Here is a 12,429-nt window from a genome sequence, read left to right as displayed (position 1 = left end):
GGACCGACTCGGACGGAGCGGAATCATGGAAGCAGTCGAACGTTACGACGTCGTGGTGTGCGGCGGCGGCCTGGCAGGGTTGACGCTGTCGAGGCAGCTCAAGCGGACCATGCCGGACCTCGCGGTGCTGGTGCTCGAACGGACCTCGGGGGACATCCCGGACGGTGCCCACAAGGTCGGGGAGGCCACGGTCGAGGGGGGTGCGAACTACCTCACCGAGCAGCTCGGCCTCACCGGCTACTTCAACACGCGGCACCTGCACAAGCTGGGCCTGCGCATGTTCTTCGGCGATCCGCACGGACCGTTCGAGGCGCGACCGGAGATCGGTGCGCGGCGGTTCGCGCGCGTGCCGTCCTACCAGATCGACCGGGGCATCCTCGAACGCGATCTGCGGAAGGGCAGCCACGAGCTCGGTGTCGACCTCGTCGAGGGCGCCAAGGTGATCGACGTCGACCTCTCCTCCACCGGCGACGACCACGTCGTCCACTACCAGGTGCCGGGTGAGGGCGGCGAGCGCGAGGTCAGGGCGCGCTTCGTCGCCGACGCGTCCGGTCGCCACCGGCTGCTGCAGCGCAAGCTCGGCCTGGGCACCCCCAGCCCGCACGAGATCAACGCGGCGTGGTGGCGCTTCCGCGGCGAGTACGACGTCGAGCGGATGGCGGCGGCCACGAGCCCGACGTGGACGCCGAAGACGCAGGAGCGCAGGTGGTTCTCCACCAACCACCTGATGGGTCGCGGCTACTGGGTGTGGATGATCCCGCTGGCGTCGGGGAACACGAGCGTCGGCATCGTCACCGACGAGCGCATCCACCCCTTCAAGACGTACGCGACGGAACCGAGGGCGCGCCAGTGGCTCGCCGAGCACGAGCCGACGCTCGCGGCGTTCGTGGAGCACGCCGAGGTCCTCGACTTCTTGAAGCTGCGGAACGTGAGCCACGGGTCCGAGCAGGCCTTCTCGCACGACCGGTGGTCCTGCGTCGGTGAGGCGGCGGTCTTCCTCGACGCGTTCTACAGCCCTGGAACGGACTTCATCGCCTACACGAACACCATCACGACGCGGCTCGTCGAACTCGACCGCGCGGGCCGCCTGACCGCCGACGTCGCCCAGCGGTACAACCGGTTGCTGCTCGACGACCTCTGGCCGAACTACCTCCAGGTGTACCAGGACAGCTACGGCATCTTCGGGCACGCGCCTGCCATGTTCACGAAGGTCATGTGGGACACGTCGTACTACTGGTCGCTCCCCTCGCAGATGCTGTTCCGCGGTCTGTTCAAGAGCGAGGACGCCGCCGCCGAGTTCCACCCCATCGCGGCGAGGTTCCTGCCCATCCAGAAACGCATGCAGGCGAACCTGCGCGCCTTCGCCGCGCAGGCGGCCCAACCGGACAGGTACCTGTTCGTCGAGTACAGCAAGGTGCCCATCTGCGCCGAGCTGCACCTGGACCTGCTCACCGAGAAGACCGCCGACCAGACCTTCCGCGACATGCGGAACAACGTCGACCGGTTGGAGGCCTGGGCGGACGCGTTCGAGCGGGAGATCGCCAAGGAGTGCGACCTGCCGCGCGACGAACCGGTCGCGGTGGTGGCGGGCCGGTGACCGGTGGAGGGGACGTGACCAGCTTCGACGGCAGGGTGGCGATCATCACCGGCGGCAGCCGCGGCATCGGCAGGGCGATGGCGCTCGCGCTGGCGAGCCGGGGAACGGCGGTGGTGGTCGCGGCCAAGACGATGGAGAGCGGCGGCAGGCTGCCGGGAAGCGTCCCGGAGACCGTCCGGGAGGTCGAGGCGCGCGGTGGCTCGGCCTTGGGGGTGCGGTGCGACGTCCGCGACGAGGCGGACCTGAAGAACGTCGTCGACCAGGCCGTCGAGCGGTTCGGCCGCGTGGACATCCTGCTGAACAACGCGGGCGCCATGTGGCTCCAGGGGGTCGAGGCCACGCCGCCGAAGCGGTTCGACCTGATGATGGACGTCAACTCCCGCGCGCCGTTCCTGCTCGCGCACCACTGCCTTCCCCACATGCGGCGGCGGAACTGGGGCCACATCGTGAACATGAGCCCGCCGATCGGCCTCGACGTGCTCGACCACGTCAGGGGGAAGGTCGCCTACATGGCGTCCAAGCTCAACGCCACGCTGCTGACGCTCGGCCTGGCCGAGGAGTTGGCGGGGACCGGCATCGCCTGCAACTCGGTGTGGACGCAGACGCTCATCGGGACGGCGGCGACGCGGAACCTCGGCATCGGCGCCCCCGAGGACTGGCGGCGCGAGGACGTCGTCGTCGACGCCATGATGGCGGTGCTCGAACAGGACCCGGCGGAGCACACCGGGAGCACCCTGCTCGACGCGGAGATCCTCCAGCGCCTCAAGGGGATCGACGACCTGTCCCGGTACCGGTTCGTGCCCGATCGGGAACCGGCTCCGATGACGTGGGACCGCTGGGACCGCCTCGCGGACGAGGCGCGCGAGAAGTACTTCGCCGCCATGACGGCCGTCGACGCGGCGAAGGGCGCACAGTGGCACTGACGCAGCGAATCCGGTCGCACCGGGTCCTCGCACGGGGCCTGCTCGAAGGTGCGCGCTCGAACCGCACGCTGGCGCTCGAACTCGAGCGCAGGAGCAGGCACGGGGCGAGCGCCTTCCTGCTCCACGAGGACGAGCGGTTCACCTACGCGCAGGCCAACCGGCTCGTCAACCGCACCGCGCACGCGTACCGGGCGAACGGCCTGCGCAAGGGCGACGTCCTCGCCCTGCTCATGGAGAACCGCCCCGAGTTCGTCTGGCACTACCTCGCGGCGGGGAAGCTCGGCGTCGTCGTGGCACTGGTCAACACGCGGGCGCGTGGCGACGGGCTCGCGCACGCCCTGTCCGTGTGCGGGGCGACCCACCTGATCGTCGGTTCGGAGTGCCTGCCCGCGTTCCTGGCGGTCCGGGACCGCGTGGCGGACGACCTGATCGCCCACTGCCTGGTGGACGAGGACGGGACGGCGCCCGGTACCGCGGGCCTCGCGCGGTTCGTGCCGAGCGGGACGTCCACCGACCCGCCCGAGACGGCCGGGCACACCCTCGGTGACACCGGCGCCTACATCTTCACGAGCGGGACGACCGGGCTGCCCAAGGCCGCCGTCATGAGCTACCAGCGGTTGACCACCGTCGGACGGGTGACCGGCGCCCTGGGGTGGCGTTTCCAGCCGGGGGACGTGGTCTACAACTGCCTTCCGCTGTTCCACACCAACGCTCTGGTGATCGCCCTGTCGAGCGTCCTCGCGCACGGGGCCGCGCTGGCGCTCGCACGCCGGTTCTCGGCCGGTGGGTTCTGGCGCGACGTCCACCGCTACCGGGCGACGGGCTTCAACTACGTCGGCGAGATGTGCCGGTACCTGGTCAACACGCCGCCCGGCGACCACGACCGCGGGCACCGGGTGCGCGTCATCGTCGGCCAGGGGTTGCAGGCCGACGTCTGGACCGCCCTGCGGGACCGGTTCGAGGTACCGCGGATCGTCGAGTTGTACGCGTCCACCGAGGGCAACATCGCCACGATCAACCTGACGGGGGAGGTCGGGTCGGTCGGCAAGCTGCGCCTCGGCGGCACACTGGCGAAGTGGGACTTCGAGCGCGACGACTTCGTCCGCGAGGGCGGGCGGCTGGTGCGGTGCGGGCCGGGGGAGACCGGCGTCCTGCTCGGACCCATCCGGAAGCGAACGCCCTTCGGCGGCTACCGGGACGAAGGGGCCACCCGCGCGAAGATCGTCACGAATGCCTTCCGCGACGGGGACGCGCTGTACGACACGGGCGACGTCTTCCGCCTCGACGAGCGGAACAACCTGTTCTTCGTCGACCGGTTGGGCGACACCTTCCGCTACCGGGGCGAGAACGTGTCGACCACCGAGGTGCAGGAACAGCTCGTGCGGTGGCCGGGCATCGCCGCGGCCAACGTCTACGGCGTGCCGGTACCGGGACGCGAGGGCCGCGCCGGGATGGCGGCCGTCGTCCTGGCCGACGGCGCTCGGTTCGACGGCGCGGCGCTCGCCGCGCACCTCGATTCGGCGCTGCCGCGCTACGCGCAGCCCGTCTTCATCCGCGTGCTGCCCTCGCTGGAGACGACGGCGACGCTGAAACTGACCAAGTCGTCGCTCCAGCGCCAGGGTTTCGCCCCAGGGGAAGGCGAGCCGCTCTACGTACGCGACGCGGGGGACCCCACCTACCAGGAACTCACGCCGGAACGCTACGACGCCGTCGTTCGGGGCGAGGAGAGGGCTATGACTCTGAAGGGAACGTCCGACCAGGTGGGCTCGCCGTCCTCGGCGCCCCTGTTCGTGCACAGGTCGGGAACCGGGCCGCCGGTCGTGCTGGTGCACGGCGGGCTGCCGCCGAAGGTGACGTGGGCCGGTCAGCACGAGCTCGAAGCCCGGTGGTCGCTCATCGTTCCGAGCCGTCGGGGCTACCCGCCCAGTCCGGCCGCGTCGTTGCAGGACTTCCTCGTCGACGCCGACGACCTGGTGGACCTCATCGCGGGGGAGCCCGGCGGCGTCCACCTGGTCGGGTTCTCCTACGGCGGCTTGGGGGCGTTCCTCGCGGCCGAGCGGCTGCCGGACCGGGTCCGGTCGCTGACCCTGATCGAGGTGCCGCTGTGGACCGCGGCCGGGGACGACGAGTTCGTCGAGGAGTTGGCGGCCCTGGCCGACCGGTTCGCCGCGAGCGCGGACGACGCGCAGGCCGAGAGCGAGTTCTACGCCGTCGCGGGCGTGGACCGGACCATGCTGGTCGGGCAGGACGCCGACGTCCGCCACGCGATGGCGCTGTGGCGCGAACTCCGTTCGCCGCGGGAGGCGCGGCCCCGGTTCGACGTGATCACCGGGGCGGGCACGCCGACGCTGGTCGTCTCGGGGGAGCACCACCCCGCGCTGGAGCGGCTGTGCGACGCCCTCGCCACCCGGCTCGACGGGCAGCGGGTCCGCCTGCCCGGAGCGGGGCACGCCGTCCAGCACGCGCCGGGGTTCAACCCGGTCCTGGAGAAATTTCTGACCGAGGCGGAACACCGCCGCGGCGAGGCAGGAGCCACCCATGAGTGACGACGCGACGGTTCGCGGGCACGACGAGATCCAGGAGCTCACCTTCGAGCTGTTCCGCGGCGTCGCCCCGCCAGGGGTCACCCTCGCCCTCCCCCCGCCGTCGGTGAAGGTGTTCGACATCCGGTACGAGGAGTACGTTCCCGCCCGGTCGTTGACGGCGGTGGTGCGGGTGTCGCCGCAGCACGCGAACGCCGTGGGCCTGTTGCAGGGCGGGTTCCTGTCCGCGATGTTCGACAACCTCATCGGGCCTCTCAGCTACCTCACCGCGCGCGGACCGACGACGACGCTGGAACTGTCGACCCACTTCCTGCGCGCGGTGGTTCCCGGAGACGAGCTGAGGTTGATCGCCGAGGTCCGCAAAGCCGGGCGAACGGCCATCTACATCGCCGCGGAGGCCTACGGCGGTGGTGGCAAGCTGGTGGCGACAGCGATGTCCACGGTGCACGTCATAGCGATGCCGACCCCCTAGGGGACCTGTCGACTCCTGATCTAGGCGAGGCTGATGCATGCCCTCATTACTAGAGGTCACGACGCACTTCTTCCTACAGGTCGCGGTCATTCTCGTGACCTGCCGCCTGCTCTGGCCGGTGTTCCGGCGGCTCGGCCAGGTCCAGGTGGTGGCGATCATGGCCGCCGGCTTCGTGCTGGGGCCCACGGTGTTCGGCTGGGTCTGGCCCTCCGGACAGGAATGGCTCTTCCCCACCGCGCTGGACGTCGGCGGGGCGACGGTGACGCACCCGAACCTGACCGCCATCTACGTCGTGGGCCAGATCGGGCTCGTGCTGTACATGTTCCTGGTGGGTGCGTCGTTCAAGCTGGAGATCCTCCGGTCGCACCTGGGAAAGGCCGGGGCCACGTCGGCCGCGGGCATCGTCTTCCCCCTGCTGCTGGGGGGCGTGGTCGGCGTGTGGCTGGTGGGCCAGGGCGACTACTTCACCGACAAGGTCAGCAGTTGGCAGGGCGGGCTGTTCCTGGCGGCGGCGGTCGCGATCACCGCGTTCCCGATGCTGGCCTGGATCGTCCACGCCTCCGGTCTGCTGAACACCCGGCTCGGCACGATGTCGCTGTCGTGCGCGGCCGTCGACGACGCCTGCGCCTGGGTGCTGCTGGCGACGGTCGTCGCCACGACGAAGGCGAGCATGGCGGGCGCCCTCCTCGCGATCGGCGGGGGCCTGGCCTACCTGGCCTTCATGACCTTCGTCGCACGCCCCCTCCTGAAGCGGCTGAACACCTGGACGCCGGGCGACGACGACCGGGAACGCAGCGGTGGCCTGCCCGTCGCTCCGCTCACGGTGGTGCTGCTCGTCGTGCTGCTGGCGAGCTGGTTCACCGACTACGTCGGCATCTACTCGGTCTTCGGTGCGTTCGTGGCGGGCGCGGTGATGCCGCGCGGCGCGTTCCTCGACGCCATCCGTGAGCGGTTCGAGCCACTGGTCGCCTACCTCCTCCTCCCGGCCTTCTTCATCTACTCGGGGCTCAACACCGAACTCAGCCTGATCCTCGATCCGCGGGTGCTGCTGGTGACGGTCGTCGTGCTGGTCGTGTCGTTCGTGGGCAAGTTCGGCGCCATCGGACTGGTGGCCCGGTGGCAGGGGATGAGTTGGCGCGAGGCGGGCGCGATGGGCGCGCTCGCCAACGCCCGCGGGTTGATGGAGCTGATCCTCCTCAACATCGGCCTCTCCGCGGGCCTGATCACCAACCAGCTCTACACGGTCCTCGCCCTGATGACGATCATCACCACCTTCGCGGCCACACCGGTCATGCGGGTGTTCGAGCGAAGCGGGTGGAAGAGGGGCATCGTCTTCGGGTCCTCCGGCGAGGAGGCCCGGACGTCCGGGGAAGCGGCGGAGGGTTCTCGCGACGACGCGGCCGGTGGTGCTCTGCGGCCGACGAGGGGGCAGAAGTGAGCGGGTTGAGGTTCCACTGGTGCTCTCCCCTGGACAGCGGGCAGAAGAAGGCCAGCGAGAAGTACCAGACCGGTGAACTCGACTTCGACGGGATCGTCGACTTCGCGCGGGAGGCGGACGACCTCGGCGTGGATTCCCTGCTGATGGGGATCAGCTACCACATGCCCGATCCGCTGCCGATGATCGGCGCGCTGGTCCGCGAGACCGATCGAGCCACGTTCATCCTCGCCTACCGGCCCGGCCTGCTCTCGCCGACGCTCTTCGTCCAGGTGGTGAACACCATCTCGTGGATGTCCGACGGCCGGATCTCGCTGAACCTGGTCGCGGGCATCTCGCCCGTCGAACAGGCGTACTACGGCGACTTCCTCGCCCACGACGACCGCTACGCGCGGTCGAACGAGTTCCTCGACGTGCTGCACCGCTTCTGGCGGGGGGAGTCGCCGCTGACCCACGACGGAACGCACTACCGCATCGAGGAGGCCCAACTCGGCCTGGGCTACAAGGGTGGTGGCCGCCCCAGGATCTACATCAGCGGGGCCTCCGGTGTGGCGCAGGCGACCGCGATCGAGCACGGCGACTGCTGGCTGCGCTACGGCGACACCCCCGAGGGCATCGCGCGGGCCGCCGCGCCCGTGCTGGCGCAGGGCTGCTCGGTCGGCATCCGGATGCACGTGCTGGCGCGGGAGAGCAGGGCCGAGGCGCTGCTCGCGCTGGAGGACATGATGCGCGACCCGGACGAGCAGCACCGGAAGTGGGTCCACGACTTCGTGGCGAAGTCCGACTCCGAGGCGGTGAAGACGTCCTTCCGGCTGGCCGGTGCGGCGGGCGACGACTGGTTGTCCCCGATGCTGTACTCCGGCGCGGTCGCCTACCGGGGCGGTCCGGCGCTGTGCGTCGTCGGCAGCTACCAGGAGGTCGCCGACTACCTCTACCGGTACAAGGCGTCGGGGGTCAGCGAGTTCATCTTCTCCGGGTGGCCCACCCGCGACGAGATGCGGATCTTCTACACCCACGTGCTGCCGCTGGTCCGCGAGCACGAACGCGCCGAGAGAGCGTCATGACGGCCGTGTCCCGCGCGCACCGGGGCCTGTTCGGCTGCGGTGTGCTGCTGGGTCTGATCGCCGAGCAGATGGTGCTGTTCGCCGTGCCGCTGCTGATCTTCCAGGACACCGGGAGCGTCGGCACCCTGGGGCTGGCGTTCGCGCTGGAGTGGCTGCCCGCCCTGATCGCCTACCCGTTCGCCGGGCTGTTGGCCGACAGGGACGGCGGTGCGCGGCTGTTCTCGCGGGTCACCGGCGGGCGTGCCGTGGTGCTGGCGGTGGTCGCGCTGATCTGCCTGCTGGCGCCCTCGTTCACCACGGCGGCGCTGCTGACCAGCGGTGTGGTGCTGTCCGTGCTGGTCGCGCCGGTGCGGATGTCGATCGAGAAGATGGTCCCCCAGCTGGCGCGCGGTGAGCGGTTGGCACCCATGCAGTCGCTGGTGCAGAACATGGAGCTGCTGGCGATGGCGCTCGGGCCCGCGCTCGCGCTGCTGGCCGCGCTGGTCGTGGGCAAGGTGTGGCTGCTCGTCGTGGCGGCGACCGTGTTCGCGGTCGCGGCGGCCTGTTGGCTGCCGTTGCCGCGCGGGGAACGGGTCCCCGGCAGGAGCAGCGCGCGGGAGATCCTCGCCGAACTCGGCCTCGGCTGGACGCTGCTGCTGGCCAACCGCCCGGTGGTGCTGCTCGGGTCGCTGAACTTCTCGATCAACCTGGTCTTCGCCACGGTGCTCAGCGCGAACGCCGCGCTCATCACCGGCGTGTTCCGGGCGCCGGAGTCGTCCTTCGCGCTGCTCAACACCTGCGTGGGCGTGACCGGTCTGCTCAACCTGCTCGCGATCCCGTTCCTGCTGCGGAAGGTGCCGGTGGAGGGGCTGGGCGTGTTCGGGTTCGCGCTGGCGGGCGTCGGGCTCGTGGTGCTGGGCGTCGCGCCGTCGTTCCTGGTCTACGGACCGGCGTTCGTGCTGTCGCTGGCCGGGATCGCCTACTTCAACGTGTTCAACCGGACCCAGCGGGTGCGGGTCATCCCCTCCGCGCACCTCGGCAAGGTGATGGGCCCCTTCTACCTGCTCAACCTGCTGTCCTACCCGATCGGCGGCCTGCTCGTGGCCGGTGTGGGCTCGGCCTTCGGCCCGCAGCGGCTGGTGGCCTTGCTCGCGGTGCTGCTGTGCGTGGTCGGCTCGGTGCTGCTGCCGCTGACGATCCGCGGTTTCCGGCGCGCGCTGGCCGCCTCCGCCCCCGTTCCCGCGGGAGGCACGGCATGAGACGCGCCCTGGTGTGCACCGTGGAGTCCGACGCGCACATCTGGAACCTGGTGTACCTGGAGAAGCTGCTGGAGGAGCACGGGATGCGGGTGCGGAACCTCGGCTGCTGCACGCCGATCACCGAGGTCGTGCGAGCGGTGGCCCGCCGCAGGCCGGACCTGCTGGTGGTGTCGAGCGTGAACGGCCACGGCCACCACGGCGCCCGCCTGCTGCTGTCGGCGTTGCGCCGCGACGGACTGGACGTGGCCGTCGTGGTGGGCGGGAAGCTCACCACCGCGGAGTCGGACAACGTCCGGGTCCGCGAGGACCTGCTGGCCCGTGGGTGCGCCGAGGTGTTCACCGGGGAGGACGCGGTGCCCCGGTTCCGGGAGTTCCTGCGCGCGCGCCTGCCGGTTCGCCACCCGAGCGCGCGGGACACCACCGAGACGGGAGTGCGGTCGTGCACATTGTGATCGTCAACCGCTGGCCCAGGTTCTCCGACGGGGTGCGGTGGGACAACGAGCTGACCCGGTACGAGGAGTTCGTGGACCACGACCGCCACCGGGTGAGCTACGTGGTCGACGGCCCTGGGGCGCGGGGCGTCCTGGTGGCCCAGGAGAAGATCGCGCACCTGGTGCTGGTGGACGACGTGAACGTCTTCACGTCCCTGCGCGACGCGGTGGCCGAGGTGGTGGAGGAGGTCGGACCGGTGGACCGGCTGATCGCGCTGTCGGAGTTCACCCTGGAGATCGCCGCTCAGGTGCGTGAGGACCTGGGCGTTCCGGGGCCGACGACAGAGGAGGTCGCGGTCTACCGGGACAAGGTCCGGATGAAGGAGGTCCTCGCCGGTGCGGGGGTGCGGGTGCCCGCGTTCGAGCCCTGCGAGGACCTCGCGCGGTGCCGCGCCTTCGCCGCCGCCCACGGCTACCCGGTGATCCTCAAGCCGGTGAACAGCGCGGGGAGCATCGGGGTGCACCGCGTGGACGACGAGGCCGCGCTGACCGCGCTGCTGCCGACCGTCGACCTGGCCCGCTACGAGATCGAGGAGTTCGTGCCGGGCAGGATCTTCCACGTCGACGGGTACGCGGACGCCGACTCGGGCATCCCGTTCCTGGTCGTGTCCCGGTACGTCAACGACTGTCTCGACTTCGTCTCCGGCGCGCCGCTCGGGTCCGTGGTCGTCGGGCGCTCCGCGCTGCGGGACCGGGTCGAGGAGTTCACCCGCGACTGCGTCTCGGTGCTGCGGATGCGTCGTCTGCCGTTCCACCTGGAGCTGTTCGTCACGCCGGACGACGAGCTGGTGTTCCTGGAGATCGGCGGCCGGGTGGCGGGCGCCGACGTGCCGCACCTGCTGAACAAGCTGTTCGGCGTCAACCTCTACGAGACCTGGCTGCGCGACCTGTCCGACGAGCCGGTACCCGTGCCCGTCAAGGACCGCGACTCCAGCGGCGGCTGGCTGATCATCCCCAAACCCGACCGGCCGGTGCGGGTGGTGCGGTCCTCGTCGATGGCCGGGCGCGTGCCCGCGGTGTGGCGCGAGCTGGTGCCGCACGTCGGAGACGTGCTGGAACCCGGCGGCAGCTACGACGCCCTGCACAGCGGGCGGTTCATCCTGCTCGGCGACGACGAGGACCGCGTGGAGGCCGACATCCGCCACATCATCGCGGACTACGACCTGGAGGTGACGCCGCTGTGAACACCCGTGAGGACGACCGCGCACTCTTCGACGGCCTGGCCTGCTACCTGAGCGAGGTCGAACTCGCGGGCGTCGACGCGATCGGCGCGAAGCTGGTGCAGGCCGCGGGCGGTGTCGACGAGCTGGCCGACTACAAGGTGATGGTCGCCTACGGCGGCGGGAAGGACAGCACCTACGTCGTCGCGTTCGTGCGCGCCGTCCAACTGCGACTGCGGCTCGACCACGACCGGACCTTCGTGATGCGCGTGGCGAACATGCGGCACGCAGGCGTTCCCCAGGCGGTGATGGACAACATCGACCGCGTCTACCGGGTCCTGGGGCTGCTGGACGACGAACGCGCCGAGCTGCTGACCGTCGACCACACGGAGGTCCGCCCGTTCCGCCGCGACCTGCCGATGCCTGATCGCCTGCGTGCCGTCAACCGGCTCGACGTCCTGATGAACGGCCACCGCAGCGCGGGCGACGGCAGGCCGACCTTCTGCAACAGCTGCAACCTCGCGGTGGCCGACTTCTACGGCCGCGTGGTGTGGTGGCGCGGCGGCGTGGACGCGGTGATGACCGGCGACTCCCGGCGCGAGCAGGCGCTGTACGCGGCGTGGATCCGCAGGCTGGCCGTCGAGTGCGGCATCGACGTGGCGTCGACGCGCGGGATGGGGTTCGGGGCCGTGCTGACCGCGCTGCGCGGCATCGGCGAGGCGTACGTGCGCGAGCTGTTCGGCGAGGACAGCGCGGCGGAGCTGGCCGAGCGCGAGGTGTCGGCGGGCGACCCGTCCTCCGAGCCGGTGTTCATGTCCATCTACGACCTGGTCGGCTACCGCGTCCACGACCACTGGAAGCTGATCGTGGACTTCCTGGGCTTCCGGTTCGACGACCTGGCGTTCAGCTTCACCGAGTCCGACTGCGGCAACCCCTCCCTGATGGCCCACCTGCGCGGGCTGCGCGCGCGGTACGTCGCCGGCCGGACCTACGAGGAGGGCGTCACCGAGTACCTGCGGCTGGCGGAGCAGTTGATGCGCATGAAGGAGATGCCGGACGAGTTGATCCGGCTCGCCACGGGGCGCTACGGCACGCCGGAGGGGATGGCCGAGCGCAGGCGGATCGCCGAGGAGTTCGCCGGGGACGCCTTCGACCTCTCGGAGGACGCACTGGTGGCGATGGTGTTCTCACCGTTCACCGACGGGGGCGAGCGGTTGCGCGCGTTCCTGGAGCGGTGCCATCCCGCCCGTCTCGGCGACGAGCCCGCGCTGCGCGCGGTGCTGCGGGGCGATTCCGATGATCCGGACGCCGTCGCGTGGCTCGAAGGCGTGTCGGCGCTGAGCGTGGCGCGGCTGCGCACGCTCTACCGCAGCGCGCTGGTGGACTTCCACGACAAGGAGTCCATGATCGCCCGCGTCCGCGCGGGCGACCCGCACAAGCACCGGGTGCAGACGGTTGACCCGCGGAACGGGCAGCGCGTCTCCGAAGTGATCTCGGGGCGGTGAC

At 70.6% G+C, this 12,429-nt stretch carries 10 protein-coding genes; all 10 read left to right on the top strand.

Annotated features, from left to right (window positions below; translation table 11 throughout):
- Positions 1-25 precede the first annotated feature (25 nt).
- The 10 genes from AC156L_RS26220 to AC156L_RS26175 are packed head-to-tail and all read left to right on the top strand — an operon-like array spanning position 26 to position 12,428.
- A complete protein-coding gene (locus AC156L_RS26220; protein ID WP_330876141.1) occupies positions 26-1,597 on the top strand; it encodes an NAD(P)/FAD-dependent oxidoreductase in 1,572 nt (523 codons plus the stop codon).
- 14 nt (positions 1,598-1,611) lie between these two features.
- The gene (locus AC156L_RS26215) at positions 1,612-2,520 is read left to right on the top strand and encodes an SDR family oxidoreductase (RefSeq protein WP_330876140.1); all 909 of its coding nucleotides are present in this window, start codon (positions 1,612-1,614) and stop codon (positions 2,518-2,520) included.
- Positions 2,511-5,066 (top strand): long-chain-acyl-CoA synthetase, encoded by a 2,556-nt coding sequence (locus tag AC156L_RS26210; RefSeq protein ID WP_330876139.1) that lies wholly within the window; start codon positions 2,511-2,513, stop codon positions 5,064-5,066. The genes AC156L_RS26215 and AC156L_RS26210 overlap by 10 nt, the downstream gene beginning before the upstream one ends.
- The gene (locus tag AC156L_RS26205; protein ID WP_330876138.1) at positions 5,059-5,535 is read left to right on the top strand and encodes a PaaI family thioesterase; all 477 of its coding nucleotides are present in this window, start codon (positions 5,059-5,061) and stop codon (positions 5,533-5,535) included. The genes AC156L_RS26210 and AC156L_RS26205 overlap by 8 nt, the downstream gene beginning before the upstream one ends.
- 37 nt (positions 5,536-5,572) lie before the next feature.
- Positions 5,573-6,973, top strand: a complete 1,401-nt coding sequence (locus AC156L_RS26200) for a cation:proton antiporter (protein WP_330876137.1) — start codon at positions 5,573-5,575, stop codon at positions 6,971-6,973.
- Positions 6,970-8,034, top strand: coding sequence for an LLM class flavin-dependent oxidoreductase (locus AC156L_RS26195; RefSeq protein WP_330876136.1), 1,065 nt, complete (start codon positions 6,970-6,972; stop codon positions 8,032-8,034). The genes AC156L_RS26200 and AC156L_RS26195 overlap by 4 nt, the downstream gene beginning before the upstream one ends.
- Positions 8,031-9,272 carry an MFS transporter gene (locus AC156L_RS26190; protein WP_330876135.1) on the top strand — a complete coding sequence of 414 codons (1,242 nt, stop codon included), beginning with the start codon at positions 8,031-8,033 and terminating at the stop codon, positions 9,270-9,272. The genes AC156L_RS26195 and AC156L_RS26190 overlap by 4 nt, the downstream gene beginning before the upstream one ends.
- Positions 9,269-9,724 carry a cobalamin B12-binding domain-containing protein gene (locus AC156L_RS26185; RefSeq protein WP_330876134.1) on the top strand — a complete coding sequence of 152 codons (456 nt, stop codon included), beginning with the start codon at positions 9,269-9,271 and terminating at the stop codon, positions 9,722-9,724. The genes AC156L_RS26190 and AC156L_RS26185 overlap by 4 nt, the downstream gene beginning before the upstream one ends.
- The gene (locus AC156L_RS26180; RefSeq protein WP_330876133.1) at positions 9,712-10,947 is read left to right on the top strand and encodes an ATP-grasp domain-containing protein; all 1,236 of its coding nucleotides are present in this window, start codon (positions 9,712-9,714) and stop codon (positions 10,945-10,947) included. Before AC156L_RS26185 ends, AC156L_RS26180 begins: the two co-directional genes overlap by 13 nt.
- Complete coding sequence (locus tag AC156L_RS26175; protein WP_330876132.1) at positions 10,944-12,428, top strand: hypothetical protein; 1,485 nt, start codon at positions 10,944-10,946, stop codon at positions 12,426-12,428. Before AC156L_RS26180 ends, AC156L_RS26175 begins: the two co-directional genes overlap by 4 nt.
- Position 12,429: the final 1 nt, after the last annotated feature.

The organism is Umezawaea sp., assembly GCF_057122925.1.
Note: the sequence above shows the minus strand (reverse complement) of the source record. Positions and strands in the feature narration are given on the sequence as shown.